Raw genomic sequence first — 26,896 nt, forward strand, 5'->3', positions numbered from 1 at the left:
GGGCGCCGGTGGGCCGTGCCTGGGCAGCCCGGACGCGCCGCTGATACCCTGGTAGCCCGTGGAGCGGAGGGCACAACAACCCCCGAACCGCAGCGACGGCACCCCCGCCGGTCGAGCCGATCCGGCCGGGGCGGCCGCAGCGCACGTCACCTCGCGACCACGGGAGCCCCCTCTTGGCCATGCCGATTCGATCCTCGACATCCATGACGACCAAGCACCTCTTCGTCACCGGGGGTGTCGCCTCCTCGCTCGGCAAGGGCCTGACCGCCTCCAGCCTGGGCGCCCTGCTCAAGGCGCGGGGACTGCGGGTCACCATGCAGAAGCTCGACCCGTACCTCAACGTCGACCCCGGCACGATGAACCCCTTCCAGCACGGTGAGGTGTTCGTCACCAACGACGGCGCCGAGACCGACCTGGACATCGGCCACTACGAGCGGTTCCTCGACGTCGACCTCGACGGCTCCGCCAACGTCACCACCGGCCAGATCTACTCCACGGTCATCGCCAAGGAGCGGCGCGGCGAGTACCTGGGCGACACCGTGCAGGTCATCCCGCACATCACCAACGAGATCAAGCACCGCATCCGCCGGATGGCCACCGACGACGTGGACGTGGTGATCACCGAGGTCGGCGGAACCGTCGGCGACATCGAGTCGCTGCCCTTCCTGGAGGCCGTGCGTCAGGTGCGGCACGAGGTCGGCCGCGACAACGTCTTCGTCGTCCACATCTCGCTGCTGCCCTACATCGGCCCCTCCGGCGAGCTGAAGACCAAGCCCACCCAGCACTCGGTCGCAGCCCTGCGCAACATCGGCATCCAGCCCGACGCCATCGTGCTGCGCGCCGACCGCGACGTGCCCGTCTCCATCAAGCGCAAGATCTCGCTGATGTGCGACGTGGACGAGGAGGCGGTGGTGGCCTGCAAGGACGCCCCGTCCATCTACGACATCCCCAAGGTGCTGCACACCGAGGGCCTGGACGCCTACGTGGTGCGCCGGATGGGCCTGCCCTTCCGCGACGTGGACTGGACCCAGTGGGACGACCTGCTGCGCCGTGTCCACCAGCCCGACCACGAGGTGACCGTCGCACTGGTCGGCAAGTACATCGACCTGCCCGACGCCTATCTGTCGGTCACCGAGGCGCTGCGGGCCGGAGGCTTCGCCAACAACGCCCGCGTGAAGATCAAGTGGGTCACCTCCGACGACTGCCGCGTCCCCGGCGGGGCGAGGAGGCAGCTCGGCGACGTGGACGCGATCTGCATCCCCGGCGGCTTCGGAGAACGCGGCGTGGAGGGCAAGGTCGCCGCGATCACCTACGCCCGCGAGAACGGCATCCCGCTGCTGGGCCTGTGCCTGGGCCTGCAGTGCATCGTCGTCGAGGCCGCCCGCAACCTGGCCGGCATCGAGGGCGCCAACTCCACCGAGTTCGACCAGGCCGCGCCCCACCCGGTGGTCTCCACCATGGAGGAACAACTCGACATCGTCGCCGGTGAGGGCGACATGGGCGGCACCATGCGGCTGGGGATGTACCCGGCCAAGCTCGCCGAGGGCTCGATCGTGCGCGAGGTCTACGGCGGCGAGCCGTACGTCGAGGAGCGCCACCGCCACCGCTACGAGGTCAACAACGCCTACCGGGCCGAGCTGGAGAAGACCGGTCTGGTGTTCTCCGGTACCTCACCGGACAACAAGCTGGTGGAGTACGTGGAGTACCCGCGCGAGAACCACCCCTATCTGGTCGCCACCCAGGCCCACCCCGAGCTGCGTTCCCGGCCCACCCGCCCGCACCCGCTCTTCGCCGGCCTGGTCGGGGCGGCCGTGAAGCGGCAGCAGGGCTCCGGCGCCGCCCCCCGGACCGCCACCGCCGCCGCGTCGGGCGAGGGGGCCTGAGCCGTGGCGGAGAAGGACGGGCGGGCCGGGGGGCCCGCGGGCGGACAGGCTCCGCGGGACATCCCGCGGCAGTGGCGGGTCACCGCCTCCGAGACGCCCTTCGAGGGCGCCAAGACCAGTGTGCGCACCGACCGTGTGGTGATGCCGGACGGTTCCGTCGCCGCCCGCGACTACCAGGTCCACCCCGGCTCGGTGGCCGTCCTCGCACTCGACGAGCAGGACCGGGTGCTGGTGATCAGCCAGTACCGGCACCCGGTGCGGCACAAGCTGTGGGAGATCCCCGCCGGCCTGCTCGACGTCCCCGGCGAGAACCCGCTGGGCGCCGCCAGGCGCGAGCTGTACGAGGAGGCGCACGTCAGGGCCGAGGACTGGCGGGTGCTGATCGACTTGTACACCTCGCCCGGCGGCAGCGACGAGGCGGTGCGCATCTTCCTGGCCCGTGACCTGTCCGACGCCGAGGGCGAGCGCTTCGAGGTCAGCGACGAGGAGGCCGACATGGAGGTGGCCCGCGTACCCCTGGCACGGCTGGTGCGCGGCGCGCTGGCGGGGGACCTGCACAACAACTGCCTGGCGACCGGCGTCATGGCGCTGACCGCCGCACGGACCGAGGGCGGTCTGGACGTCCTGCGCCCGGCCGAGGCGCCCTGGCCCGCGAGGCCCTTCGAGGCATGAGAAGCCGGCCGTGACGGCCGGAGTGTGAACGCGCCCCGGGCGCGGAGCGGCCGCTCCGCGCCCGGGGCGCGGAGCGCCGGTGCGGACCGTCCGCGGTGAACTACCCTTCCAGCCGTGACGGATCAGGCGGTGCACACCGGCGGACCGGCCCCGTCCGCCGGAGCCGTGGACGGAGGCGGGGCAGCGGGCGTTCTTCTCGGACGGCGGCGCGAACTGGACAGGTTGCGCGACGACGTCGAACGCGCCGGGCTCGACACCCTCTCCGGCCGCTCCTCCTCCCGCTGCCGCGTCCTGCTCGTCGCGGGCCGGCCCGGCTCGGGCCGCACCGCGCTGGCGGAGGAGTTCGCGCGGCGGGTGGCCGCGGACTACCCCGACGGGATCCTGCGCGCCCGGCTCAGCGACCCGGACGGCACCCCCGTCCCCACCGAACGCACCGCCCGCGATCTGCTCCGCGCTCTCGCCGCTGCCCGCGGCACGGCCGGCGGTCCCGCGGCCGTGCCTCCCGCCGGGGCGGGGGACGCGGAGCTCGCCGAGGCGCTGCGCGCCGCCCTGGCAGACCGTCGAGCCCTGCTCCTGCTGGACGACGTGGCCGCTCCCGAGCAGCTTCACGGCCTGCTGCCCGACAGCCGGGGCTGCCTCGTGCTGGCCGTCTCCCGCGGACCGCTGACCGGCATCCCGGATGTGCGGCCCCGCACGCTGGAGGGGCTCGACGCAGCGGCGGCCGTCGCCCTGCTGGAGCAGTGGGCCGGGGACACCCCGCGTGTCACCGTCGACCCGCGTGCGGCGGAGTCCCTGGCCGAGGCCTGCGGCGGGCGTCCCGCGGCCCTCGTCCTGGTCGGAGGCTGGCTGGCGGCCCACCCCATGGCATCCGTGGCCGAGGCGGCCCGGCGGTTCGTCGGGCTCCCCGACGACCTCCCCGGCGGTGCGGCGGACGACGCCCACGCACCCGAGGACGCGTCGGGACGCGTGCCCGGCGGCCACCCCGGCAGTCTCCCCGGTGGCCTCCCCGGCCCCGCGCGAACCGCCCTCCCCGGCCCCCGCACCCGCCCCGCTCCGGTCGCCCGGCCACTGGTGCGCGCCTTCCACCTGGTCCACGGCTCGCTGCCGCCCTCCGCGGCGCGCTTTCTGCGCCTGCTGGCGCTCGCCCCGGCCGGACTCGCCGACGCCCACACCGCCGCGGCCCTCGCAGGGTGCCGGGCCGACGAGGCCGCGGCCACACTGGAGGCCTTCACCGGACTCGGCCTGCTGCGCACCACCGCCACCCCGGGGCTGTACGCGGTCCCGGGCTGCCTCGCCCCCGTGCTCGCCGCCGTGCTGGAGGAGCGGGAGCGCCCGGAGGACGTGAGGCTGGCCCGGGCCCGGGCGCTGGAGCGGTCGGTGCGGCTGCTGCGGTCCTGTCGGGCCGCGGCCGAGCCGCCCGGTTCACCGGCACGCCGGGCGGCGGCCGAGCTGCCGCGCGCGCTGCGCTTCGAAAGCCGCGCCGCCGCTGCCGCCTGGCTCGGCCCCCGGATGCCGGGCCTGCGCGCGGCCGCCCGCACCGCCGTGGCGGACGGGGAACTGGACACCCTGGCCCGGCGGCTGGCCGCCGCCCTCGCAGGGGCGCTGACCGCGCACCTGGGATCCGAGGCGGCCGCCTTCGAGCTGTACCGGTTCCACGAACTGCTGCTGCCCGTCACCGAGCGGCGCGGGCTGCACGGCGAGCGCGCCGCGATCCTGCTCGACCTCGGCGACCTCGACACCCACGCCGGCCGCCCGCACCGGGCGCTGACGCGCTACCGCGCCGCGCTGGAGGCCGCCCGGGCCGACGGAGGGCGCGGCGGCGACCGGAGCGCGGCGGCGGCCGCCCGGGCGATGGAATCCCTGGGTGACACCTACGCGCACCTGGGTGACGACCGGCGCGCCGGCGACTGGTACGGCCGGGCGCTGGCGCTGTGCCAGACCCGCGGCGAGCCGGCCGGCGAGGCCCGGCTGCACGGGCTGATCGGGGCCGCGCAACTGCGGGAGGGGCGCTGGGAGGAGGCTCTGCGCGCCTGGCGGGCCTGCGCCGCGGCCTGCCGGCGGCTGCGGGACGGCGAGGCGTACGCGCGGGCGCTGGAGGAGGTGGCCGGGGTCCAGGAGTACGCGGGCCGCACCGAGGAGGCGCGGCGCACCCGCCGCCGGGCCCTGCGGTGGGGGCGTCCGGGAGCGGCGCACGGAGACGGGGGCGCGGAGAGGGGCGTGGGAGACGGCGCCCGTTCGCGCCCCGCGGTGGCGCGGTGGATGCTGGAAGGAGCCCCGCGCACTACCAAGAGCGGCAGTTGGCCTGCGAAATAGATAGCGATCCTCGCAAAAATTGACCCTTTGCAAGGCTGGACAGGGAGAAACCCTTCATTAAACTGGCCGAGCTGCGGCCGCTCGACCGCATCCGACATTTACCCCATGCGCCGGTGCGGTGGGGTGGGCCCCGGTCCATTCCGCAACCATGACACCCCCATGAGACAAGGACCGTGATCGACGTGAAGGTCGGCATCCCCCGCGAAGTCAAGAACAACGAGTTCCGTGTGGCCATCACCCCGGCCGGTGTGCACGAACTCGTACGCAACGGGCACCGGGTCCACGTGGAGCGGAGCGCCGGCGAGGGCTCCTCCATCCCCGACCGCGAGTACACCGAGGCCGGCGCCGTCATCCTGGACAGCGCCGACGAGGTGTGGGCCACCGCCGAACTGCTGCTGAAGGTCAAGGAGCCGGTCGCCGAGGAGTACCACCGGCTGCGCAAGGACCAGACGCTGTTCACCTACCTCCACCTGGCCGCGTCCCGCGAGTGCACCGACGCGCTGCTGCGCTCGGGCACCACCGCCATCGCCTACGAGACGGTGGAGACCGCCGACCGCGCGCTGCCGCTGCTGGCGCCGATGTCGGAGGTCGCGGGCCGGATCGCCCCGCAGGTGGGCGCGTACCACCTGATGCGCTCGGCCGGCGGCCGCGGAGTGCTTCCCGGCGGCGTGCCGGGCGTCGCGCCGAGCCGGGCCGTGGTCATAGGCGGCGGCGTCTCGGGCTGGAACGCCACCCAGATCGCCGTCGGCATGGGTTTCCACGTCACCCTGCTCGACAAGGACGTGCGCAAGCTGCGCGAGGCCGACCGGATCTTCGGCACCCGGGTGCGGACGATCACCTCCAACGCGTACGAGCTGGAGAAGGCCGTCCTCGACGCCGACCTGGTCGTCGGCGCCGTGCTGATCCCGGGCGCCAAGGCGCCGAAGCTGGTCACCAACGAGCTGGTGTCGCGGATGAAGCCGGGCAGCGTCCTCGTGGACATCGCGATCGACCAGGGCGGCTGCTTCGAGGACTCGCACCCCACCACCCACGCGGAGCCGATCTTCACCGTCCATGACTCGGTCTTCTACTGCGTCGCCAACATGCCCGGCGCGGTGCCGAGCACCTCGACGTACGCGCTGACCAACGCCACGCTGCCGTACATCGTCGAGCTGGCCGGCCGCGGCTGGCGCGACGCCCTGCGCCGCGACCCCGCGCTCGCCAGGGGCCTCAACGTCCACGACGGCGAGGTCACCTACGGCCCGGTCGCCGAGGCGCACGGGCTGCCGGTGCGCGAGCCGGCCGCGCTGCTCGGCTGACGGCCCGGCGGACGGCCGACGGGTCGCCGACAGAGTAGACAAGTCGTCATGTGAAGTGCCGGTGGCGGTCAACGGTGCGCGTCAACGTCACCCGTCAACACCGCCACCGCCGTTCCGCCGACCGGACCCCGGGCCCTCCGGGTTCCGTTCGGCGGTTTGCCGTGTGCGACCGGAAGTTGACCCCAAGGCGGGGCCGGCTCCGGGCCGGCGTGGCGTCAACTCGCCGCGATTGTCGTACTTCACCCCTTCCGCGCCCCCGGAAGACCCCGTCCGCGCGGCTGTTACACCCTTGACAGACGGGTACATGGTTGCCGACACATCCGGCCGTCTGCGGCGGATTGTGTTGCTGTGGACGGCCGACACGCCATAGAGTCGCCAACCATCGGCATGGTGCCACGCTGACCTGTCTAGAAGTTTCCTGGTCACCAAGGAGGTAGGACGACTTGTGAATGAGTCGACATTTACTCCCCCGGGTGGTCGGCCGGGAACGCCTTCGCGGGGCGAAGCCCCCTCGGGACTTAAAGCCGTCGGCTCCGTCGCTGTCCAGACTTTCGCAGCCCACCAGAACCAGGCGAGCATGACAGCCCATCAGAGCATGGACGGCCACCGGGCGAACGCCATGGCCGCCGACCGCAGAGGCGGCGAGACCGGCCGGCCGGCCGACCACGCGGACCCCCACTACGAGGAACTCCCCGAGGGGCACTTCTACGATCCCGACGCGGAGTACGAACCCGACCCCGAGTACGCGGCCACCCTCGCGCCCGACGCCGCCCGCCAGCGCCGTGAGCGCATCGGGCCCACGGGCCGGCCGCTGCCGTACTTCCCGATCCCCGGGCCGGTCACCGAGCACGGCCCGGCGAAGATCATCGCGATGTGCAACCAGAAGGGCGGGGTGGGCAAGACCACCTCGACCATCAATCTGGGCGCCGCGCTCGCCGAGTACGGCCGCCGGGTGCTGCTGGTGGACTTCGACCCCCAGGGCGCACTCTCCGTCGGGCTCGGCGTCAACCCGATGGAGCTGGACCTGACCGTCTACAACCTGCTCATGGAGCGGGGCATGTCGACGGACGAGGTGCTGCTGAAGACCGCCGTGGCGGGCATGGACCTGCTGCCCAGCAACATCGACCTGTCCGCGGCCGAGGTGCAGCTCGTCAGCGAGGTCGCCCGCGAGTCGACGCTCCAGCGCGCCCTGACGCCGCTGCTGCCCGACTACGACTTCATCGTCATCGACTGCCAGCCGTCCCTCGGTCTGCTCACCGTCAACGCGCTGACCGCCGCGCACAAGGTGATCGTGCCGCTGGAGTGCGAGTTCTTCGCGCTGCGCGGGGTGGCGCTGCTGACCGAGACGATCGAGAAGGTCCAGGAGCGGCTCAACCCGGAACTGGAGCTCGACGGCATCCTGGCGACGATGTACGACTCGCGCACCGTGCACAGCAGGGAGGTGCTCGCGCGTGTGGTCGAGGCGTTCGACGACAACGTGTACCACACCGTCATCGGGCGCACGGTCCGCTTCCCGGAGACCACGGTCGCCGGCGAGCCGATCACCACCTACGCCTCCAACTCCGTCGGCGCCGCCGCCTACCGCCAGCTCGCCAGGGAGGTGCTCGCCCGGTGCCACGCCGAGTGAGTCTCCCGGCAGCCGACGAACTGTTCCGTTCCACCGGAGGGTCCCCGGTCCAGCCGTCGCCCCCCCAGCAGCACACCGGCGGCGACGCCTCCGCCGCCTCCCGGCTCCCCGCCCCGGCGGGTGAGCGGGACACCGCGGGCGAGCACGCCCCCGCGGACGACGGCGACGGCCCGGAGCGTGCGGCGGGAGCCGCCGGAGTTCCGGATGCCGGCGGCCGCGAGCCCCGGCAGACCCCGGTGCCCGGCCAGAAAGCCGCCCGCGGCGGCCGCGACACGGCGGAGGCCCGCCGGGGCGCGGGCCAGCCCCCGTCCCAGCCCGCCGCGGGCACGGCCCGGGGCCAGGGCAGGGGCCGTACGGCCGTGAGCGCGGCGGCGCCCCGGCGCGGCAGGCCCGCGCCCCGGCGCCCCAGCGGGCGCGAGCGCCACGACGAGAAGATCACGGTCTACGTCTCCGCCGAGGAGCTGATGGACCTCGAGCACGCCCGGCTGGTGCTCCGCGGCGAGCACGGCCTGGCCGTGGACCGCGGCCGGATCGTCCGCGAGGCGGTGGCCGTGGTCCTCGCGGACCTGGAGGCGCGCGGCGACGCGAGCATCCTGGTGCGCCGCCTGCGGGGCCGCTGACCCGCGGGGCGATAACCTGCCCCGCGATGCCGACCGCCGACGACCCCGCGCCGAACCCCCGGCGCTCCCGCCGCCCACTGGGCCGGGGGCCGGGGGCGGCGCCGGCCGCTCCGCGGCCCCCGGAACCCCCGGCGGTACCCGGACCCGAGCCCTCGGGGGAGTCGGAACCGGCCGGTCCGGCCGACGCCGGGCACGCGACCGCACCCGGCCCCGAGCCCGTACGGGAACCGGCTCCGGTACGCGGGCCCGAGCCGGAACGGGTACGGCGGCCGCGGCCCGGGAAGGCCGGAGAGCCCGGGGACGGCGAGGAGGGCACGGACGGGGACGCCGGGCCCGGCGACGGCCGCTTCAAGGTGGTCCTGGACAACTTCGAGGGCCCCTTCGACCTCCTCCTCCAGCTCATCTCCCGGCACAAGCTGGACGTCACCGAGGTCGCACTGTCGAAGGTCACCGACGAGTTCATGGCGCACATCCGCGCCATGGGCCCCGACTGGGACCTCGACCACACCACCGAGTTCCTGGTCGTCGCCGCCACCCTGCTCGACCTGAAGGCCGCGCGGCTGCTGCCCGCCGCCGAGGTCGAGGACGAGGCGGACCTCGCCCTGCTGGAGGCACGCGACCTGCTCTTCGCCCGGCTGCTGCAGTACCGCGCGTACAAGCAGGTCGCCGAGATCTTCGACGGCCGCCTGGCCGCCGAGGCACGCCGCCATCCGCGTACGGTGGGACTGGAGCCGCACCACGCCGAGCTGCTGCCCGAGGTGGTCATCAGCATCGGCCCCGAGGGCTTCGCCCGGCTCGCGGTCAAGGCGATGCAGCCCAGGCCGGAACCGCAGGTCTACGTCGACCACATCCACGCCCCGCTGGTCAGCGTACGAGAGCAGGCGGAGATCCTGGTGGCCAGACTGCGGGAGCTGGGCGAGGCGAGCTTCGCGGCACTCACCGAGGACGCGGCCGACACCCTCACCGTCGTCGCCCGCTTCCTGGCACTGCTGGAGCTCTACCGCGAGCGCGCGGTCGCCCTCGAACAGGAGGAGGCCCTCGGCGGCCTCACCGTACGCTGGAGCGGCGGGGAGGGGACGCGGCCGCTGGTCACCGACGAGTTCGACGCCGTCGACGGCGCGAGCAGGGGCACAGGCGACGACGGGAAGGAGGGCCTCGGATGAGCACGGGCGCGGACCCGGGCACGGCCGGGACGGGAGCGGGCACGGGGGCGGAGGAGGAGACCCGGCCGCCGGCCGGCGCCTCCGCCGTCGCCGAACTGGACCTCAGGCCCGCCCTGGAGGCGGTGCTGATGGTCGTCGACGAACCGGCCACCGAGGAGCACCTGGCCAAGGTGCTCCAGCGTCCCCGCCGCGCGATCGCCGTGGCGCTGCGCGAGCTGTCCGACGAGTACGCCCGGCAGGGCCGCGGCTTCGACCTGCGGCTGGTCGCCGGCGGCTGGCGGTACTACACCCGCCCCGAGTACGCCGACGCCGTCGAGGGTTTCGTCCTGGACGGCCGGCAGGCCCGGCTGACCCAGGCCGCGCTGGAGACCCTGGCCGTGGTCGCGTACCGTCAACCAGTCAGCCGCTCGCGGGTCTCGGCCGTGCGCGGCGTGAACTGCGACGGGGTCATGCGCACCCTCCTCCAGCGCGGGCTGATCGAGGAGGCGGGCACCGAACCCGAAACAGGTGCGATCCTGTACAGGACGACGAACTACTTCCTGGAGCGGATGGGCCTGCGCGGTCTGGACGAGCTTCCGGAGCTGGCGCCCTTCCTCCCCGAGGCGGACGCGGTCGAGGCCGAGAGCCAGGAGGGCGTGCCGTCGTTCGACGTGGACGACAGCGGCGATTCCCAGACTTAGAGACAGTTAGACGGAAACCTTGATGCGAAGCAGCGGCAGGAACAGCAACCGGAACCACCGGGGCGCGGGCAACAGCCGCGACGACAGGCAGAAGCACGCGGGCCGCCCCCGCCCCGAGGAGCGCCGTTACGACGCCGGCTCCGGCGGCAGGCCCGACAGGCCGGGCGGGCCGGGCGGGGCGGGCAAGTCCGCCAAGCCCGGTGGTGCCGAGGGCCGGCGGCAGGGCCAGGGCCAGGAGGGCCGGCAGGGGCCCGGGGGCGGCTCCCGGGGCGGACCGAAGGCGGGGGCCGGGGCGGGAGGCCCCAAGGGCTCCAGGCGGGGCCCCAAAACCGGTCCCAAAACCGGCTCCGGGCAGGGGGGCAAGGGCGGTACCCGCGGGCGTTCGCTCCCGGCGCGCCCCCGCGAGTACGACGCCCAGATCGAGGAGCGCAACCGCGCACGGCACGCCAAGCCGGCCCTGAAGCTCCCCAGGACCTTCGGCGAGGCCGAGGGCGAGCGGCTGCAGAAGGTCCTGGCCCGCGCCGGCATGGGCTCGCGCCGGGCCTGCGAGGAGCTGATCGACCAGCGCCGGGTCGAGGTCAACGGCGAGATCGTGGTCGAGCAGGGACTGCGGGTGGACCCGGAGATGGACGAGATCAAGGTCGACGGCCTGACGATCGCCACGCAGTCCTACCTGTTCTTCGCGCTCAACAAGCCCGCCGGTGTCGTCTCCTCCATGGAGGACCCGGAGGGCCGCCAGTGCCTGGGCGACTACGTCACCAACCGCGAGACCCGGCTGTTCCACGTCGGCCGCCTCGACACCGAGACCGAGGGCCTGATCCTGCTCACCAACCACGGCGAGCTGGCCCACCGCCTCACCCACCCCCGCTACGGCGTGGCGAAGAGCTATCTCGCCGCGATCCAGGGGCCCATCCCGCGTGACCTGGGCAAGCGGCTCAAGGACGGCGTCAAGCTGGAGGACGGCTACGCCCGCGCCGACCACTTCAAGGTCGTGGAGAACACCGGCAAGAACTACCTCGTCGAGGTCACCCTCCACGAGGGCCGCAAGCACATCGTCCGCCGCATGCTCGCCGAGGCCGGCTTCCCCGTCGACAAGCTGGTGCGCACCCGCTTCGGCCCCATCGCGCTGGGCGACCAGAAGTCCGGCTGGCTGCGCCGGCTGACCAACACGGAGGTCGGCATGCTGATGCGGGAGGTCGACCTCTAGCCGCCCGACCGCCGTACGCCCCGGCCGGGGAACCCCCTGACCGGGGCCGGCGCCCACCCGCCAGGATGGGCGCATGTCGGCCCTGACCGCGGCGGGGCCCCCGATCTGCGCCCCGTACTCGCCCAGCGCGGGGACGCCGAGCGCGGACGAGCCCGCGGGCCGGGAGGCTCTGCACGACCTGGTCGTCCGGGTCCGCACGGACGCCGGGCGGCCGGCTCAGGCGTAGGCGCGGCGGACGCGGACCAGGAAGTCCTCCACCCCAGTGCGCAGAAGCGTTCCAGCTCCCGGGAGAACTCCTCCGGGCGGGGACCCTCCACATGGGGCGGGGGCTTGTCCGGGCGCCGGAAGAGCGGGGTCGGCGCGGCGTACACGCCGCGCCGGTCGGTGTCGCTGCCCTCGGTCGACAGGCCGAAGGCGCGCGAGCCCATCACGCAGGAGTGGACGGTGTGGCCGCGCAACGGATCGTGCGGGGCCGGATCGTGCGGCGCGGGTATGCCGGGCGCGGAGGACATGGCCGCGATTGCGGCACGCGGCCGTCTCGCAGGGCGGGCGCGGACGCGGGAGCCTGAGCGGCACCTCTACGCTGGTCGGAACAGCAGTGCAGCCGCGGACGCAGGGGAGCGAGCAGGTGACGGTACGAGCGGTGCGGGGCGCCGTGCGGTTGGACCGGGACGAGGCCGGGCACGAGGCCGGGCACATGGACGAGCGGGTCCCGCGACCGCTCACCGGGCTTCCGGAGTGCAGCGCGCTGACGGCCGGCCACCTGGCCGGCGTCCGGTCCACCGCCACCCCGGGCCCGCGCAGCGGCTTCCCCGCCGCCCCGCGCAAGGACATCGCGCGGTGAGGACCGCGCTCGTCATCGGCACCGGACTGATCGGCACCTCCGTCGCCCTGGCGCTGGCCGGGCGCGGGGTGCGGGTGCACCTGGAGGACCACGACGCCGACCAGGCCCGTACCGCCGCGTCCCTGGGCGCGGGGACCGACCGGCCGCCGGAGGGGCCGGTGGACCTCGCCGTCGTGGCCGTGCCACCCGCCCACATCCCCGCCGTCCTCGCCGCGGCCCAGCGCCGGAAGGCGGCGCGCGGCTACCTGGACGTCGGCAGCGTCAAGGGCGGGCCGCGCCGGGAGGCCGAGGCGCTGGGCTGCGACCCGGCCACCTACCTGGGCACGCACCCGATGTCCGGGCGCGAGATCTCCGGCCCGCTGGCCGCCACCGCCGACCTCTTCGAGGGACGGCCCTGGGTCCTGACCCCCACCCCGGAGACCGACACCGAGGTGCTCAACCTCGCGCTGGAGCTGATCTCGCTCTGCCGTGCCGTCCCCGTGGTGATGGACGCCGACGCCCACGACCGGGCCGTCGCCCTGGTCTCGCACACTCCGCAACTGCTGTCCAGCCTGGTCGCGGCCCGTCTGGAGGGGGCCGACGAGACGGCCGTGCGCCTGTGCGGCCAGGGCATCCGCGACGTGACGCGCATCGCCGCCTCCGACCCGGGCATGTGGATCGACATCCTCTCCGCCAACCCCGGCCCCGTGGCCGATGTCCTGGCCGCGGTGGCCGGCGACCTGGAGGAGACGGTGCGGGCGCTGCGCGCACTGCAGTCCGCCGACGAGACCGAGCGCACCGGCGGGGCGGTGGGCATCGAGGACGTACTGCGCCGCGGCAACGGCGGACGGGCCCGGATCCCGGGCAAGCACGGGCAGGCCCCGGCCGCCTACGAGACGGTGTCGGTGCTCATCAGCGACCGTCCGGGCGAGCTGGCCGGCATCTTCGCCGACGCCGGGCGGGTCGGCGTCAACATCGAGGACGTCCGGATCGAGCACGCCACCGGCCAGCAGGCCGGCCACGTCCAGCTCATGGTCGAGCCGAGAGCCGCCCCCGTGCTGGCGGCGGCTCTGCGCGAGCGGGGCTGGGCCATCCGGCAGCAGTAGGGGTCCCCGGCCGACGGTAGCCTTGTGCCGGACGGGGAGGGCGTGCCGGCGTTCCCCTCGCCGGCGCCCCGCGCCCGCGTCCCGACCCGTGCTCCGAGCAGTTCGAGAAAGGTGCCCGACACCGTGGCAGCAACCTCCCGGCAGGCGTCCTCCGTGTCCCCGGACGCCCCGGCCCCCGTCATCGTCGCCATCGACGGCCCCTCCGGCACGGGCAAGTCGAGCACCTCACGGGCCGTCGCGGCCAAGCTCGGCCTGAGCTACCTGGACACCGGTGCGCAGTACCGCGCGATCACCTGGTGGATGCTGACCCACGACATCGACGTCCGGGACGCCGAGGCCGTCGCCGCCGTCGCCGGCCGCCCCGAGATCCTCTCCGGCACCGACCCGGCCGAGCCGACCATCACCGTGGACGGCACGGACGCCTCCGGCCCGATCCGCACCCAGGAGGTCACCGGGGCGGTCAGCGCGGTCAGCGCGGTGCCCGCGGTGCGCACCAGGATCACCGAGCTCCAGCGCGCCATCGCCGCGGGAGCCCCCACCGGCATCGTCGTCGAGGGCCGCGACATCGGCACCACCGTCCTGCCCGACGCGGACCTGAAGATCTTCCTCACCGCCTCGCCCGAGGCCCGCGCGGCCCGGCGCGGCGGCGAGCTGAAGGGCGGCGCCGGCCGCCCGGTCGACCTGGACGCCACCCGCGAGGCCCTCCTCAAGAGGGACGCCGCCGACGCCGGCCGCAAGACCTCCCCGCTGCGCAAGGCGGACGACGCGGTCGAGGTGGACACCACCGAGCTGACCCTGGAGCAGGTCATCGAGTGCGTCGTCACCCTGGTCGAAGAGAAGCAGCAGGCCAGGTGAGCGCGGCGGACAGGGGCGGCGACCCGGGCCTGCCCAGCGCACGGGGCGCCGCGGTCGGGCGCCGCATCGGGATCGGCCTGATGTACGGGCTGTGGCGGCCCAGGGTGCTCGGCGCCTGGAGGGTTCCGGCGGCCGGCCCGGTGATCCTCGCCGTCAACCACACGCACGCCGTGGACGGCCCGCTGCTGATGGGGACCGCGCCCCGGCCGGTGCACTTCCTGATCAAGAAGGAGGCGTTCACCGGCCCGCTCGACCCCTTCCTGACCGGTATCGGCCAGATCGAGGTGGACCGGACGGCCGCCGACCGCGTCGCGATCACCCGGGCGCTGGGAGTGCTGGGCAACGGCGGTGTGCTGGGGATCTTCCCGGAGGGCACCCGGGGCGAGGGCGACTTCGCCTCGCTCCGCTCGGGTCTGGCCTACTTCGCCCTGCGGTCGGGGGCGCCCGTCGTACCCGTCGCGGTACTGGGGACGGCCGGAAGGCGGGGGCGTGCGATACCCGCGCTGCCCCCGCTGCGAACCCGCGTCGACGTCGTGTTCGGCGGGCCCTTCGAGGCGGGCGACGGCAGTGGCAGGCGCACCCGGTCGGCGCTGGACGAGGCGACGGTGCGCATCGGCGAGCGGCTGACGGCCCACCTGGCCGACGCCCGGCGCACCACCGGGCGCGGTTAGGCGACACTGGAGCCTGCACCCGTGGCGCCCCCGCGCGCGGGGGCGCCACGGCCCCGGGAGAGCGCGTGTGCCCGACGGGGCACGCGGGGCCACGGACAACACGTACACCACGAGGACAGGACTTCATGAACGAGCAGACCCACGTCGGCGACGAGCACGGGCACGGTGAGCTCGGCGACGCCGAGTACGCGGAGTTCATGGAGCTCGCCGCGCAGGAGGGGTTCGACGCCGAGGACGTCGAGGGGGCGCTCGGCGAGGCCGGGCACGGGCCGCTTCCGGTGCTGGCCGTCGTCGGCCGGCCGAACGTCGGCAAGTCGACCCTGGTCAACCGCATCCTCGGCCGCCGCGAGGCCGTCGTGGAGGACCGCCCCGGCGTCACCCGGGACCGGGTCACCTACGAGGCCGAGTGGGCGGGCCGCCGCTTCAAGGTGGTCGACACCGGCGGCTGGGAGCAGGACGTCCTGGGCATCGACGCCTCGGTGGCGGCCCAGGCCGAGTTCGCGATCGAGGCCGCCGACGCGGTGGTCTTCGTGGTGGACGCCACGGTCGGCGCGACCGACACCGACGAGGCCGTCGTCAGGCTGCTGCGCAAGGCGGGCAAGCCCGTGGTGCTGTGCGCCAACAAGGTCGACGGCCCCTCCGGCGAGGCGGACGCCGCCATGCTGTGGTCGCTGGGCCTCGGCGAGCCCCACCCGGTCTCCGCCCTGCACGGCCGGGGCACCGGCGACCTGCTGGACGAGGTGCTCGGGGTGCTGCCCGAGGCGCCGCCGCAGACCTTCGGCGGCGGGATCGGCGGACCGCGCCGGGTGGCACTGATCGGCCGCCCCAACGTCGGCAAGTCCTCGCTGCTGAACAAGGTGGCGGGGGAGGACCGGGTGGTCGTCGACCAACTGGCGGGCACCACCCGTGATCCGGTCGACGAGCTGATCGAACTCGGCGGCAGGACCTGGAAGTTCGTCGACACCGCGGGTATCCGGCGCCGGGTGCACCTGACCGAGGGCGCCGACTACTACGCCTCGCTGCGCACGGCCGCCGCCCTGGAGAAGGCCGAGGTCGCGGTCGTCCTCATCGACGTCAGCGAGCCGGTCAGCGTGCAGGACACCCGCATCATCACCATGGCGGTCGACGCCGGACGCGCGCTGGTCATCGCGTACAACAAGTGGGACACCCTCGACGAGGAGCGCCGCTACTACCTGGAGCGCGAGATCGAGACCGATCTCGGCCAGGTGAAGTGGGCGCCGCGGGTGAACGTCTCGGCGCGCACCGGCCGCCACATGGAGAAGCTGGTGCCGGCGATCGAGACCGCGCTGGCCGGCTGGGAGGCCCGGGTGCCGACCGGTCGGCTCAACGCCTTCCTCGGAGAACTGGTCGCCGCCCATCCCCACCCGATCCGGGGCGGCAAGCAGCCCCGCATCCTCTTCGGCACCCAGGCGGGCACCCGTCCGCCGCGCTTCGTCCTGTTCGCCTCCGGCTTCCTGGAGGCCGGCTACCGCCGGTTCATCGAGCGGAGACTGCGCGAGGAGTTCGGTTTCGAGGGCACACCCGTCCACATCTCGGTACGGGTGCGCGAGAAGCGCGGGCGCAAGAAGTGAGGTGAGGGGGCGGGGCGGGCGCCGTTGCCCGCCCCGCCCCTGGAAGGCCGGTGACGGCCGTGTCCGCGGCGGGGTGCGGCCCTCACCGGTCGTAGGGGCGGCCGTCCCGCGGAGCGGGCGGCAGGACGGCGGGCGCCGGGCCGGCGGGGAGGAAGCCGCCGATCCGGGGCCCGCCGTTCCAATGGGCCGTCCCGGTGCCGAATCCCGTGAACCGCAGCTCCTCCTCGCCGCTCCGGTCACCGGGCAGGGCCCGGAACAGGCGCCGGTACTCGGCGTACAGCGCGTCATAGATCGGAGTGGCCGGGAAGTGGCCCGACATGGGCTCGTGGGGGGCGCGCATCCCCGGGATCTGGCCGCGGTTGAGATGCGCGTTGCGGGTGCGGGAAGGTTCGTAAGGCTGCACGTCAGTGCCAACGATCACGCCGCCCGGCGGATGCGGGCCCGGTAGGGGGAAACGCGGCGGGGGCGAGGGTCCGGGGATTCCTCAGGTGCCCGCCAGCGGCATGGCCGCGGCCACCAGGAGGCCGCCCGCCGCGGCCTTCTCCAGCGCCTCGCGCAGCAGGTCCTCGCGCGGCTGCTGCCCGATGGTGCCGACCGGTGCGGCGTAGACGTGGACCGTCCGGCTCCGGTTGGCCGCCGTCCGCCAGTCGTCGGTGACGGGCAGCGGCTGGTGCGCCTGCCACCAGGAGGTTGGCTGCCCGCCGGCGGGGCCCGGCTGGAGGATGGCGTGGAGTCGGCCCATGGCCAGCAGGACGGACCAGCCGCCGACCGGCGCGGGGGGCCGGGCCACGTCGTTCACCGGCATGAAGCCCTGCTCGATGAGGAGCGGCAGGAAGTCGTCGCCGGTGCCGTCGGAGCCGGGGCGGGTGATGGGCGCGGTGGGCTCGACGACGAGGGCGGGGTGGAGTTGGTCGTCGATGAGCACCTGGCCGCAGGTCACGCCCAGTACGGCCTGGCGCGGGGCGGAGGCGGGGTCGGGCCCGGGACCGGCGGGCGGCGCGCCGGCCGGCGCGGGGGTGTCGGCGGCCTGCCCGCCGGTGATGGTGCGGACGGCGTCCTTGAGCTGCTCCTCGGAGACCGGGACGACCTGGGACGGGATGCAGGTCGCGTGGGCGAAGGCGAGTACGGCCGTCTCCTCGCCGAGGAAGAGCACGGTGCTGGTGCGTTCCTGCTCGGGGTCGCCGGGGGCGCGGCAGGAGGTGCAGTCGTAGCTGCCGGGGGCGCTGTCACCGGCGATCAGCCGGGCGGCTTCCTCCTCGCCGATCTCGGCGCGGACGTCGTCGCTGACATCGAGCATGGGGGACACGGGGAAACTCCTGGCGTTCGGTTCTGGTTCACATGCACAACGGGGGACCGAGTGCCGTGGTAACGCGCCGGGGGGAGCGCAGGTCGCACAGGCGGATGCGCGGTGTGCGACGCGCGCCGGTTCGTTCCACTTCCCCTCGGGGAACCGGGGAACACCGGGGAGACGGCGGCGGCGCGGAGCGCCCGGCACCGGTGCGCGGTCCGCCGACCGGGTGGGGCCCGGGCCCCGCACCGGCGCGTTTGCGCCGGTCGCGCGCCTGTACGGCCATAGCGTGGAGAGGTGCCGCACACGCGCCTCGGCCCCCGGGCCGCCCCCGCCACCGCTTCGCCCCGCGCCGCTCCACCGGCCCCGGCCGACGCGCCGTGCCGGTCGCGCCGCCACTCCGGGCCGGGCGCGGGCGCGGTACCGTCCGACGCCGCCGGGGCCACCGCGTCGGCGTGCCCGAGAAGGCGCAGGCGACCGGGAGGGAGAACGGCGAGAGCCGGGGGGAGACCCCGCGAGCGGAGACGCCACCCGCACTGATCCCCGGGAGCGCCGCCGCCCCGCCGGGGCCTTCCGTACCGCCGCCCGCCGGGCGGAAGCTCCGCCGGGCGGCGCGGAACGCCCCGGAGATCGCGCGTGGGCAGCGGAAGGAGCCGTTCGGTTCCCGAAAAAGGCTCACAACAGACGAACTCTCGGGGTACAAGGCGATCAAGTGGGCCAACCCGCGGCGGACATCCGCGGCCCCTTCCGCGAAGACGCGGCATCAACAGGAGTGCGACACCGGGAAACACGGCGCCGGGATGCTTACCCGCGCGCTTCCGTGGGACATGGAGACGGATGCATATCTCTTTTCTGCTGCATCACGGGTACGGCATGGGTGGGACGATCCGGACCACCTTCAACCTCGCGTGCGCGCTCGCGCAGCAGCACGACGTCGAGATCGTCTCGGTCTTCCGGCACCGCGACCGCCCCGTCTTCGACCTGGACCCGGCGGTACGCCTGCGCCATCTGGTGGACATGCGCAAGCACAGCCCGGACTACGACGGCGGTGACCCCGAGCACGCCCGGCCGTCCAGGCTGTTCCCGCGCGCCGACGGCAACCACCGCAAGTACAGCGCGCTCACCGACCGCCGGATCACCGAGCACCTGGCCACCGTCGGGGCGGACGTCGTGATCGGCACCCGCCCCGGCCTCAACACCATGCTCGCCCTGCACACCAGGCCCGGTCCGGTGCGCATGGGGCAGGAGCACCTCACGCTCTCCACCCACTCGCGGGCGCTGCGGGCGACCCTGCGCGGCGTCTATCCGCGCCTGGACGCCCTCACCACCGTCACCGAGGCCGACGCGCGCGACTACCGGCGCATGATGCGCCTGCCCGGGGTGCAGGTGCGGGCGGTGCCCAACGGCGTCCCCGCGCCGGCGGTGGAACCCTCCGACGGCACCGGTAAGTGGGTGGTCGCCGCCGGCCGGCTGGCTCCGGCCAAACGCTACGACGTGCTGCTGAGGGCCTTCGCCAAGGTGGTCGAGCAGCGGCCCGACTGGCGGCTGAGGCTCTACGGGGCCGGACGCGAGGAGGCGAAGCTGCGGGCCATGGTGGAAGAACTCGGCCTGTACAACCACGCGTTCCTCATGGGACCGGCCCATCCCATCGAGGCCGAGTGGGTCAAGGGCTCGGTCGCGGCCGTGACGTCCAGTCTGGAGTCCTTCGGGATGACGATCGTGGAGGCGATGCGCTGCGGTCTGCCGGTCGTGGCCACCACCTGCCCGCACGGGCCGGGGGAGATCATCGCCGACGGGGTGGACGGGCGGCTGGTGCCCACCGGCGACGTCGACGCCATCGCCGGGTCCCTGCTGGAGCTGATCAACGACGACGAACTGCGCCGGAGGATGGGCCGCGCCGCGGTCGCGGACGCCGCCCGCTACGACCCCGCGCGGATCGGCGAGATGTACTCCTCGCTCTGCACGGAGCTCGTCGCACGCGGCGGGCGGAGCGGGATCGGCCGGCTGCGCTCCTCCCTGCACCGGACCCGGGGAGCCCTGCTCGGCGGGGCGTACGCCACCAAGGACGCCCTGGCCCGCGCCCGCCGAGGCGCGCTGAGACGAGGAAGGACCGCATGACCGCGACCACCCGCAGGCCCGCCGGCGCCCCCGACGTCCCCGGTGAGGCGGCACCGCGGGCCGGCTGCACGGCCGACAGCGCGGGAGGCCTCAGCTTCGACATCGCGCTGCCCGGCGTCACGGAGCGGTGGGACGCAGCCCTGCTGCTGCGGTTGCGCGACTCCGACCCGGAGGAGTCGGTGCGCCTGCCGCTGGAGCCGTTCTCCGGCGGCCCGGAAGGCTCCGCGCTGCGCGCCACTCTGCCCAGTACGGTGCCGCTGGCGGAGGGACGCTGGGACGCCTATCTGGTGATCGGAGAGGGCGAGGCGCGGCGGCTGCTGCCCGGGTGCAGCGACCTGCGCCCGCTGGTCGACCGGGTGCCGCGCACCGACCGGACCTGGCTGGGCGTGCGCATCCCGTACGCCACCAAGTACGGCAACCTCTCGGTGTGCTCCTGGCAGCGCTGGCCGCACGCCGAGGCGGGTGACATCTGGCCCGCCGACGGCGGGCTGACCGTCCACGGCAGGCTGTACGGGGCCGAACTGACCCCCACCGCGCGGCTGGAGGCCCGCCCCCGCCGCACCACCGCTCCGGACGGCGGGCGGGTGCGGCCCGTCACCGCACCGGCCACCCCGGCCGACGCGCCTGCCCGGGGGCACGGCTTCACGGCGCGGCTGGCGTACGGCGATCTGGCCCGGGAGGGAGGCGCGGAGAGCGACTGGCAGCTGTGGCTGCGCCCCGGCGAGGACACCGAGCCGGTGCGCGTGGCCCGGATCCTGGACGACATCGTCGACAAGCACAGGATCCTGCGCTACCCGGCGCGGCCGGTCGCCGCGGACGAGGCGGGCGGGATCGGGGGACTGACGGCCCGCCCGTACTACACCGGCGCCAACGATCTGTCCGTGCGGCTGGAGAGCACGGAGCCGGCCGGTTCCTGACCTCCCGGCCCGCAGGGCCCGCCCGTCCGGGGAACCCCGCCCGCTCCGGGGGAGCTCCGCACGGGCGGGCCCTGCGGACATCGCGGACGGCCGCTGTCCTCAAGAGGTGGCAGAATCAGCCGTATGAGGGAGACATCGGCACGACTGCTGCGTCTGCTGTCCCTGCTCCAGGCCCACCGGGAGTGGTCCGGCACCGAGTTGGCCGAGCGTCTCCGGGTGACCTCGCGGACGGTGCGCCGCGACGTGGAACGGCTGCGGACGCTGGGCTACCCCGTCCACTCCACCACCGGGACAGCCGGCGGCTACCGGCTCGGCGCGGGCGCCGAGCTGCCGCCCCTGCTCCTGGACGACGACGAGGCGGTGGCCGTCGCGGTCGGGCTGCGCACGGCCGCGCACAACGCGGTCCAGGGGATGGAGGAGTCCTCGGTACGGGCCCTGGCCAAGCTGGAGCAGGTGCTGCCGGACCGGCTGCGCCGCAGGGTGAGCGCGCTCGCCGCCTTCACCGACCCACTCGGCGGGCGGCGCGGCCCGGCCGTCGAGGTGGAGACCATCACCGAGCTGGTGAACGCCTGCCGCGACCGCCGGCGGCTGCGCTTCACCTACCGGGGTCACGACGGTTCCGGTTCGCGCCGTACCGTCGAGCCGTACCGTCTGGTGTGCAGCGGCCACCGCTGGTACCTGGTGGGATGGGACGCCGACCGCGCCGACTGGCGCACGTTCCGCGTCGACCGGCTCGCCCTCACCCCGCCGCACGGTCCTCGCTTCGCCCCGCGGGAACCGCCTGCCGAGGACTGGGCCGCCTACGTCTCCGAGGGCATCTCCACAGCGGCGTACCCGGAGCGGGCGACCGTACTGCTGCACGCCCCGGCGGACCGGGTCGCGGAGCGGATCGCGCCCACGGCCGGCGTGCTGGAACCGGTGGACGGGCACACCTGCCTGCTGCGCACCGGCGCCCCCTCCCTGGACGAGATGGCCCTCCACGTCCTGATGCTGGGCTTCGACTTCGAGGTGCGCGAACCGGCCGCGCTGGGCGAGCGGACAGCGGAGCTGGCGGACCGGCTCGGCCGGGCGGCACAGGCATGGCGGACGGACGGGGAGGGCCGGGGGAGAGGATGAGGGCGGGGCCGGGACCGCGAGGTCACCGAGCCCCGTCCGCCCCGTCCGCCCCGTCCGCCCCGTCCGCCCCGTACACACAGCCGTCCTCGTCCGCCGGGCCCCCGGACTCGCCGTCACCGCCGACGGCCGCACCGCCGCCGTCGACCTCGATGCCCAGGCTCACCGAGCGCTGGAAGTCCGCGAGATCCAGCCGTACGCGGCGGGCCTGGGCGTGCCAGAGGCCCGCGGCCCTCTCCGGCAGGCTCTGCGGACGGTACTCCAGGACGACCAGCACCCGGGTCAGGTTCCCGGCCGGCCGGTGAAAGGTGGCCACGCCCCTGAGCGCCGCCCTGGAGTCGTGGGCCGTCCATACGACGAGGTCGTCCCGGACCCGGTCGGTGACGCGAACCGTCCGGCCGCGCCCGGGCCACAGGATCCTCGCGCCGCCCGGAGCCTCGTCGCCGGCGCCGCTGTCCAGGAACTCCAGCCACCGGTCGTACGCCTCGCGAACCGGTACGCCGACCTCGACACGCTCGCCGACGGTCAGGGGCCGGGCCGCGGCGCCGGCCCGTTCCCTGACCCCGCCCAGCCCGCGGGCGGCTGTGAGCAGCAGGTGCCGGGCCCGCGCCGCGGCCCGGCCGCCGGACGCCTCCAGGAGGCGCCCGGCAGCCGGAACGGCGGTGTTGACGGCGGTGTTGACGGCGGTCCGTCCGCGGCCGCCGACAGCGTCAGCCACGTCCGGAGCCTCCCGTGCGCTTGGCCGTACCGCCGGCCTTCCGGGTGTTCCCGGCCGACTTACCGGTCTGCTTGCCGGCCGAACCCGTGGCCTTCCTGGCGGCTCCGGCCGGCTTGCGGGACGCGGAGGCCGTCTTCTTGGCGGTCCGCGACGCGGCCTTCTTCGCCGGGGCGCGCCGGGAGGCGCTCTGCCCGCTCCCCTCCGGCTTCCCGGAGTCCGCGGACTCCTTGCGGGAACCACCGGTGCTCCGCGGGCCGTCCGCGTCCTCACCGGACTTCTCCTCCGGCTTCTCCTCCGAAGCGCCGGAGGCATCCGACGCGTCCTCGCCGCCGCCCTTCCACGGCACCCTGCCGAGCTGCCCCCGTACGCCGCCGGTCAGCGACTCCAGGCGCTCGGCCGGCAGCGCGCCGGCGGCGGTCCTGCCGGCCTCCCTGACGTTGTTCCGCAGTCGGCCGGTGGCCTCCGCGAGCTGCGGGGTCCTCTCCTTGAACTGCTCGCCGAGCCGGCCGGGGTCCACCCCGAGCCGCCTGGCCAGCAGTGCCCCGCCCATGCCGAGGGGCAGTTTGATCCTGCTGCGCCCCGCCACGTAACCCGTGGCGAAGGCCAGCGCCAGTGCCGACCGGTTCGTCATGATCAGTAGTCTCCTTGGTTGCGCCGTCTCTGCTCCTGCACGGCTTCCAGCCGGTCGAGCAGTTCGTCCTCCCGGCGGTCGAACTCCTCCTCTTCGATCAGGCCTTCGTCCAACTGCCTGGAAAGTTCGTGGAGTTCACGCTGGATCGCCGACGGGTCGTAGTACTGCCGCTCCGCCTCGGCGACCACCTGCCGCAGTACCCAGCCGGCGCCGTGGAACGGTGCCGCGGGCAGCTTCAGGAGCCCGCCGATCAGCCCCACGCGGGCTCACCCCGCGGGCGAGCCCGCGGCCTGGGCGGTCCGCCCGGCCTCGTCGGGCCGGCCCACGAAGCTGTACGGCGGGAGCGGACCCGTGGCGCGGATGTCCAGGTGGGGGTTGGCGCGCCCCAGTTCCTCGACGGCGGCGGTGAACTCCTTCGACCTGTCCCGGCCGAGGAGGAAGGAGAGGTTCGCCAGCCAGTCGGAGCCCTCCGGGCCCGGCACGTACCGCTGGGCCAGGGGCGCGAGCGTCTCCTCGATCAGCCGGGCGTCCTCCGCCTCGCGCTCGCGCACGGCGTTCGCCACGAGCTCGCCCAGGCGCAGTCTGTCCTCGTGGGAGCCGCCGCCGGCGGCGCGGTTGCGCTCCGCCAGGCTACGCGCCTCGGCGTCCTGCGAGAGCACCAGGCGCAGCACCTCGTCCTCGTGGTGCAGGGCCTTCACGTTGTACTCGGACCGGCCGTCCAGCTCCTCCAACTGCCGGATGTAGTGGGCGGTGTGGTCGGCGAGGACTCCGCGTACGGCCTCCTCGTCGTCGGAGAGGCTGCCGAAGCGCAGGGGCAGGACCGGTCCCCTGGCGCCGACCTCGGTCAGCACCTGCTGGTGTGCCAGGAGATCGCGGCGCTTGGGGCGCAGGTCGTCCGGGCAGTCACTGACGATCGCGGCGAGACCCCCCTCGCGGACGATCCGGACCTCGCGCGGCGGCTGGCCGACGCCGGGCGCCTTCTCGGGCAGCGCCGGGTGGTCCGAGCGCGCGATTCCGTAGACGTAGACGCTCACTCCGTCTCCTCCTTGCGCCGGGCGGAGGCCCGGCGCCTGCGGGGTGCGGACTCCTCCTCCTCGTCGGAACCGCCCTGGCGGAACGCGTCGGATATGCTCTCGGCGGCCCCGGCCAGGGCGCCCTTGGTCTTGCTGCTGGCGCCGCTCTCGGTGGCGTTCTCCAGCACCTCGGGCAGACCGGGCGACTTCCTGGGGCCGGATTCCAGGTCGAGGCGGTTGCACGCCTCGGCGAAACGCAGATACGTGTCGACGCTGGCGACCACGACGCGTACGTCGATCTTCAGGATCTCGATGCCGACCAGCGAGACGCGGACGAACGCGTCGATCACCAGTCCGCGGTCCAGGATGAGTTCCAGAACGTCGTAGAGACCGCTGCTGCCGCCCCCACCTCCGGTGGAACGCTGTGCGGGAACTGCCGTAGTCATGGTACGGAGCCACTCCTCTCGGGTGTCGCAGCCCTCAGCCGCGGCGGGACGAATCGGCCCGGCCGCGCTCGTAACGGCGGACGCGTCGGTAACCGGTGAGGTGGCCGGCCTCGTCGAGGGTCACCTCGTACGAGGCCATCAGGCTCATCGTGTCCGGAACCCGCTCGAGTTCCATGACCTCCACCTCCAGAGCCCAGCCGTCCCCGGTCCGTTCGAACCGGGAGACGCTCTCGGCGTGCAGGCCGGTGAGGTCGGTGAACTCCGACCGGGCCGTGCGCATCGCCTCACCGAGCGGTATGTGGCGCTGTTCGTCCTCCGTCGTCCGCTTGCTGTCGTTGCTCGTCTTCTTCTCTGTCATGGGGCTCCTCCCAACCCCGGATACCGCGAGAGGGTTTCCGTAAACATGCCTGTTTCCGAGGGGAATTGAGGGTCTTTTTGAATTCCCCCCGATGTTCCGCGCGGCGAGCCGGGTGATCCCCCCGGAAAACCCGTCACAGGGCTTGCGGAGAACGGGGCGGGTGGGATCCGGAACGGTGTGCGCGGGCCTCGCGAACGGCGCGGCCGGCCGGTGCCCGTATTGCGGAGAGTTGTGACACAGCTGTGACGCCGCCATGATCCGGCCGGAACTTCCGGCCGCGCCGCCGACGCCGTACGGTGCTGCCATGGCACCGGCACCCACGAACCCGCGCACACCGGACGACGACCCCGAGGCCTACGTCGGACTCGACGTGGCCACCGCCGAACGGCAGGCCCGCGAACGCGGCTGGGCCACCGTGCGATCCCTTCCACCTGACGCGGTCATCACCATGGAGTACCTGTCAGGGCGGCTGAACTTCACGGTGGAGGACGGGGCCGTGGTCCGCTGCTGGAAGGGCTGACACGTGTGGTGGCCCCGCTCCCCCTCGGCCGAGGGGGAGCGGGGCCACCACGTGCAGGGCTCCGCGGGCCGGAAGAGGGTGCGTACCGTCCTGTCCCGCGGAGCCCGGCGGTGCTACGGCTCCGTCACTTCCGCGGCCCCATCGGCGCGGTCCGCGACACCGTGCGTTCTCCGTACGGCCTGCGGCTGCCCGCGGGGCCGACGGGGGAGCGCTCCGAGCGGGCCGCGTGCTGCCGCGCGTGGGCGGGGTGGGGGGTGCGCGGCTCACCGGCCCGGGGCGGCAGGTCGGCGGGCAGCGCGGCGGACAGCGACGGTTCGGGCCGGGAGGCCGGGTACGCCCCGCCCGCGCCGAGCCGGGCGGCGACCGGCGGGACGCGGGCCCCGGCGGGACGCAGGCGCGCGGACAGGGGCGCGATCCCCTCCCGGAAGCGGTACCAGTGGCTCAGCAGATACGCCTCGGCGCGGGCGATGAGGGGCTCGAACCAGGGCAGCGCCAGTAGGATGAGCAGTCCCGAGGCCCAGCCCAGGAGCACGTCGCTGACCCAGTGGGTGCCGATGTAGACGGTGGTGGTGCCGACGCCGAGCGCGAAGACCGCCGCGACGACCGACAGCCGGCGCCGGGCCCGCGGTGTGGTGGCCAGATAGGCCAGGACCCCCCAGGTGACCACCGCGTTCGCCGTGTGGCCGGAGGGGAATATGTCGCCGGTCAGGAACATCTCGTTGGCGCCTATGCGGTTCGCGTAGTGCGGACCTTCGCGTCCCATGCCGAGTTTCGCCGCACCCACCGTCACGTTCAGCAACAGCAGTGAGGTGCCCAGGGCCAGCAGCGGGCGCAGCGTCCGCTGCCGCCAGGAGCGCCAGCCGAGCCAGGCGGCGACCAGCACCGCGGTGGGGCCGCGCTGGCCGAGGACCACGAAGTAGTCGAGGAACGCGTGGAGCTCCGGCCACTGCTTGTACGGGCGGAAGAGCATGACCCGCCAGTCCAGCCGGACCAGCCGGGAGGTGGTCAGCACCGCTGCCACGATGGCCGCGTAGAGGCCCAGCGTGGTGAAGAAGAGCGCCCTGCGGGTGCCGCTCATCCCCGGCGCGGGGGCGAGCGGCCGCGCTGGCTCCTGCTCCAGGCGGGCGAAGATCCGGTCGGTACGCACTCCAATGAGATTACAGGCGGTGACCGGCTGGACCGAACCGGCCACCTGCTTCGTAATGCCTATGTGATGTGCAACGGGCTTCCGTCCGTACGCGGAAAGGCTGTTTTCCCACGTCCG

Annotated in this window: 28 protein-coding genes and 1 pseudogene; 19 read left to right on the forward strand and 10 right to left on the reverse strand. The window is 74.2% G+C overall.

From position 1 onward, the window contains the following. The first annotated feature begins 179 nt into the window (after positions 1–179). From pyrG to ACGRHY_RS21930, 10 genes are all read left to right on the forward strand, one after another. Entirely contained in the window at positions 180–1,883 is a 1,704-nt protein-coding gene (gene pyrG / locus ACGRHY_RS21885) for a CTP synthase (RefSeq protein WP_394637018.1), read from the forward strand. Positions 1,884–1,886: 3 nt separating this feature from the next. Beyond that, on the forward strand, positions 1,887–2,555 hold the full coding sequence (locus ACGRHY_RS21890; protein WP_394637019.1) for an NUDIX domain-containing protein: 669 nt from the start codon (positions 1,887–1,889) through the stop codon (positions 2,553–2,555). A gap of 114 nt (positions 2,556–2,669) precedes the next feature. Next, positions 2,670–4,868, forward strand: a complete 2,199-nt coding sequence (locus ACGRHY_RS21895) for a tetratricopeptide repeat protein (RefSeq protein WP_394637020.1) — start codon at positions 2,670–2,672, stop codon at positions 4,866–4,868. A gap of 182 nt (positions 4,869–5,050) precedes the next feature. After that, positions 5,051–6,166, forward strand: a complete 1,116-nt coding sequence (gene ald, locus ACGRHY_RS21900) for an alanine dehydrogenase (RefSeq protein ID WP_394638154.1) — start codon at positions 5,051–5,053, stop codon at positions 6,164–6,166. 445 nt (positions 6,167–6,611) lie between these two features. After that, positions 6,612–7,793 (forward strand): ParA family protein, encoded by a 1,182-nt coding sequence (locus ACGRHY_RS21905; protein WP_394637021.1) that lies wholly within the window; start codon positions 6,612–6,614, stop codon positions 7,791–7,793. Continuing rightward, a complete protein-coding gene (locus tag ACGRHY_RS21910) occupies positions 7,778–8,413 on the forward strand; it encodes a hypothetical protein (RefSeq protein ID WP_394637022.1) in 636 nt (211 codons plus the stop codon). The genes ACGRHY_RS21905 and ACGRHY_RS21910 overlap by 16 nt, the downstream gene beginning before the upstream one ends. Before the next feature lie 26 nt (positions 8,414–8,439). Beyond that, positions 8,440–9,576, forward strand: a complete 1,137-nt coding sequence (locus tag ACGRHY_RS21915) for a segregation and condensation protein A (protein WP_394637023.1) — start codon at positions 8,440–8,442, stop codon at positions 9,574–9,576. Then, positions 9,573–10,256, forward strand: a complete 684-nt coding sequence (gene scpB / locus ACGRHY_RS21920; protein ID WP_394637024.1) for an SMC-Scp complex subunit ScpB — start codon at positions 9,573–9,575, stop codon at positions 10,254–10,256. The genes ACGRHY_RS21915 and scpB overlap by 4 nt, the downstream gene beginning before the upstream one ends. Positions 10,257–10,278: 22 nt before the next feature. Then, complete coding sequence (locus ACGRHY_RS21925) at positions 10,279–11,463, forward strand: pseudouridine synthase (protein WP_394637025.1); 1,185 nt, start codon at positions 10,279–10,281, stop codon at positions 11,461–11,463. A 73-nt stretch (positions 11,464–11,536) separates the two neighbouring features. Then, positions 11,537–11,689: a hypothetical protein gene (locus ACGRHY_RS21930; RefSeq protein WP_394638219.1), complete on the forward strand. Its 153-nt coding sequence runs from the start codon at positions 11,537–11,539 to the stop codon at positions 11,687–11,689. Between the two features lie 19 nt (positions 11,690–11,708). Here the strand turns inward: ACGRHY_RS21930 and ACGRHY_RS21935 are convergent. Further along, positions 11,709–11,975 (reverse strand): annotated as a pseudogene (locus ACGRHY_RS21935) (DNA polymerase beta superfamily protein); the annotation flags it as partial. Between the two features lie 116 nt (positions 11,976–12,091). Here ACGRHY_RS21935 and ACGRHY_RS21940 point away from each other — a divergent pair. The 5 genes from ACGRHY_RS21940 (at position 12,092) to der (ending at position 16,510) form a co-directional block, all read left to right on the forward strand. Next, positions 12,092–12,307 (forward strand): hypothetical protein, encoded by a 216-nt coding sequence (locus ACGRHY_RS21940; RefSeq protein ID WP_394637026.1) that lies wholly within the window; start codon positions 12,092–12,094, stop codon positions 12,305–12,307. After that, a complete protein-coding gene (locus ACGRHY_RS21945) occupies positions 12,304–13,392 on the forward strand; it encodes a prephenate dehydrogenase (RefSeq protein WP_394637027.1) in 1,089 nt (362 codons plus the stop codon). The genes ACGRHY_RS21940 and ACGRHY_RS21945 overlap by 4 nt, the downstream gene beginning before the upstream one ends. 123 nt (positions 13,393–13,515) lie before the next feature. Beyond that, positions 13,516–14,247, forward strand: a complete 732-nt coding sequence (cmk, locus tag ACGRHY_RS21950) for a (d)CMP kinase (protein WP_394637028.1) — start codon at positions 13,516–13,518, stop codon at positions 14,245–14,247. Next, positions 14,205–14,918, forward strand: a complete 714-nt coding sequence (locus ACGRHY_RS21955) for a lysophospholipid acyltransferase family protein (RefSeq protein ID WP_394637029.1) — start codon at positions 14,205–14,207, stop codon at positions 14,916–14,918. The genes cmk and ACGRHY_RS21955 overlap by 43 nt, the downstream gene beginning before the upstream one ends. A gap of 125 nt (positions 14,919–15,043) precedes the next feature. Then, positions 15,044–16,510 carry a ribosome biogenesis GTPase Der gene (der, locus tag ACGRHY_RS21960; RefSeq protein WP_394637030.1) on the forward strand — a complete coding sequence of 489 codons (1,467 nt, stop codon included), beginning with the start codon at positions 15,044–15,046 and terminating at the stop codon, positions 16,508–16,510. A gap of 82 nt (positions 16,511–16,592) precedes the next feature. Here the strand turns inward: der and ACGRHY_RS21965 are convergent, their stop codons facing one another. Together ACGRHY_RS21965 and ACGRHY_RS21970 are read right to left on the reverse strand one after the other, a co-directional pair. Continuing rightward, a complete protein-coding gene (locus ACGRHY_RS21965) occupies positions 16,593–16,931 on the reverse strand; it encodes a hypothetical protein (RefSeq protein ID WP_394637031.1) in 339 nt (112 codons plus the stop codon). Between the two features lie 63 nt (positions 16,932–16,994). Then, positions 16,995–17,807 carry a DUF8842 C-terminal domain-containing protein gene (locus ACGRHY_RS21970; RefSeq protein WP_394638155.1) on the reverse strand — a complete coding sequence of 271 codons (813 nt, stop codon included), beginning with the start codon at positions 17,805–17,807 and terminating at the stop codon, positions 16,995–16,997. An 828-nt stretch (positions 17,808–18,635) separates the two neighbouring features. Here ACGRHY_RS21970 and ACGRHY_RS21975 point away from each other — a divergent pair. The 3 genes from ACGRHY_RS21975 to ACGRHY_RS21985 all read left to right on the forward strand — a co-directional run bounded on the left by ACGRHY_RS21975 (position 18,636) and on the right by ACGRHY_RS21985 (position 21,949). Continuing rightward, complete coding sequence (locus ACGRHY_RS21975) at positions 18,636–19,916, forward strand: glycosyltransferase family 4 protein (RefSeq protein ID WP_394637032.1); 1,281 nt, start codon at positions 18,636–18,638, stop codon at positions 19,914–19,916. Beyond that, positions 19,913–20,833 (forward strand): hypothetical protein, encoded by a 921-nt coding sequence (locus ACGRHY_RS21980; RefSeq protein WP_394637033.1) that lies wholly within the window; start codon positions 19,913–19,915, stop codon positions 20,831–20,833. The genes ACGRHY_RS21975 and ACGRHY_RS21980 overlap by 4 nt, the downstream gene beginning before the upstream one ends. A gap of 123 nt (positions 20,834–20,956) precedes the next feature. Then, positions 20,957–21,949, forward strand: a complete 993-nt coding sequence (locus ACGRHY_RS21985; RefSeq protein ID WP_394637034.1) for a helix-turn-helix transcriptional regulator — start codon at positions 20,957–20,959, stop codon at positions 21,947–21,949. A gap of 22 nt (positions 21,950–21,971) precedes the next feature. Here ACGRHY_RS21985 and ACGRHY_RS21990 read toward each other — a convergent pair whose 3' ends face one another. From ACGRHY_RS21990 to ACGRHY_RS22015, 6 genes are read right to left on the reverse strand one after another with little or no spacing between them, the layout of a single operon-like run. Then, positions 21,972–22,664 (reverse strand): SRPBCC family protein, encoded by a 693-nt coding sequence (locus ACGRHY_RS21990; protein ID WP_394637035.1) that lies wholly within the window; start codon positions 22,662–22,664, stop codon positions 21,972–21,974. Further along, on the reverse strand, positions 22,657–23,295 hold the full coding sequence (locus ACGRHY_RS21995; RefSeq protein WP_394637036.1) for a hypothetical protein: 639 nt from the start codon (positions 23,293–23,295) through the stop codon (positions 22,657–22,659). The genes ACGRHY_RS21990 and ACGRHY_RS21995 overlap by 8 nt, the downstream gene beginning before the upstream one ends. A gap of 2 nt (positions 23,296–23,297) precedes the next feature. Next, positions 23,298–23,555, reverse strand: a complete 258-nt coding sequence (locus ACGRHY_RS22000; protein WP_394637037.1) for a gas vesicle protein GvpG — start codon at positions 23,553–23,555, stop codon at positions 23,298–23,300. A gap of 6 nt (positions 23,556–23,561) precedes the next feature. Further along, the gene (locus ACGRHY_RS22005) at positions 23,562–24,329 is read right to left on the reverse strand and encodes a GvpL/GvpF family gas vesicle protein (RefSeq protein ID WP_394637038.1); all 768 of its coding nucleotides are present in this window, start codon (positions 24,327–24,329) and stop codon (positions 23,562–23,564) included. Continuing rightward, positions 24,326–24,754, reverse strand: coding sequence for a gas vesicle structural protein GvpA (locus ACGRHY_RS22010; RefSeq protein WP_394637039.1), 429 nt, complete (start codon positions 24,752–24,754; stop codon positions 24,326–24,328). The genes ACGRHY_RS22005 and ACGRHY_RS22010 overlap by 4 nt, the downstream gene beginning before the upstream one ends. Before the next feature lie 34 nt (positions 24,755–24,788). Next, entirely contained in the window at positions 24,789–25,112 is a 324-nt protein-coding gene (locus ACGRHY_RS22015) for a gas vesicle protein GvpO (RefSeq protein ID WP_394637040.1), read from the reverse strand. Positions 25,113–25,416: 304 nt separating this feature from the next. On the opposite strand from ACGRHY_RS22015, the gene ACGRHY_RS22020 reads away from it, so the two are divergent. After that, positions 25,417–25,632: an I78 family peptidase inhibitor gene (locus ACGRHY_RS22020; RefSeq protein ID WP_394637041.1), complete on the forward strand. Its 216-nt coding sequence runs from the start codon at positions 25,417–25,419 to the stop codon at positions 25,630–25,632. Between the two features lie 124 nt (positions 25,633–25,756). On the opposite strand, the gene ACGRHY_RS22025 is transcribed toward ACGRHY_RS22020, so the two are convergent. After that, positions 25,757–26,779 carry a phosphatase PAP2 family protein gene (locus tag ACGRHY_RS22025; RefSeq protein ID WP_394637042.1) on the reverse strand — a complete coding sequence of 341 codons (1,023 nt, stop codon included), beginning with the start codon at positions 26,777–26,779 and terminating at the stop codon, positions 25,757–25,759. Between the last annotated feature and the right edge of the window lie 117 nt (positions 26,780–26,896).

Source organism: Streptomyces shinuiensis (assembly GCF_043660855.1).
GTDB lineage: Bacteria > Actinomycetota > Actinomycetes > Streptomycetales > Streptomycetaceae > Streptomyces.

Coding starts and splice junctions, on each gene's coding strand:
- ACGRHY_RS21925 (WP_394637025.1), top strand. CDS start 10,279: ATGCGAAGCAGCGGCAGGAACAGCAACCGGAACCACCGGGGCGCGGGC.
- ACGRHY_RS22020 (WP_394637041.1), top strand. CDS start 25,417: ATGGCACCGGCACCCACGAACCCGCGCACACCGGACGACGACCCCGAG.
- ACGRHY_RS21985 (WP_394637034.1), top strand. CDS start 20,957: ATGAGGGAGACATCGGCACGACTGCTGCGTCTGCTGTCCCTGCTCCAG.
- ACGRHY_RS21980 (WP_394637033.1), top strand. CDS start 19,913: ATGACCGCGACCACCCGCAGGCCCGCCGGCGCCCCCGACGTCCCCGGT.
- ACGRHY_RS21975 (WP_394637032.1), top strand. CDS start 18,636: ATGCATATCTCTTTTCTGCTGCATCACGGGTACGGCATGGGTGGGACG.
- ACGRHY_RS21970 (WP_394638155.1), bottom strand. CDS start 17,807: ATGCTCGATGTCAGCGACGACGTCCGCGCCGAGATCGGCGAGGAGGAA.
- ACGRHY_RS21915 (WP_394637023.1), top strand. CDS start 8,440: ATGCCGACCGCCGACGACCCCGCGCCGAACCCCCGGCGCTCCCGCCGC.
- ACGRHY_RS21995 (WP_394637036.1), bottom strand. CDS start 23,295: ATGACGAACCGGTCGGCACTGGCGCTGGCCTTCGCCACGGGTTACGTG.
- der (WP_394637030.1), top strand. CDS start 15,044: ATGAACGAGCAGACCCACGTCGGCGACGAGCACGGGCACGGTGAGCTC.
- ACGRHY_RS22015 (WP_394637040.1), bottom strand. CDS start 25,112: ATGACAGAGAAGAAGACGAGCAACGACAGCAAGCGGACGACGGAGGAC.
- pyrG (WP_394637018.1), top strand. CDS start 180: ATGCCGATTCGATCCTCGACATCCATGACGACCAAGCACCTCTTCGTC.
- ACGRHY_RS21930 (WP_394638219.1), top strand. CDS start 11,537: ATGTCGGCCCTGACCGCGGCGGGGCCCCCGATCTGCGCCCCGTACTCG.
- scpB (WP_394637024.1), top strand. CDS start 9,573: ATGAGCACGGGCGCGGACCCGGGCACGGCCGGGACGGGAGCGGGCACG.
- ACGRHY_RS22010 (WP_394637039.1), bottom strand. CDS start 24,754: ATGACTACGGCAGTTCCCGCACAGCGTTCCACCGGAGGTGGGGGCGGC.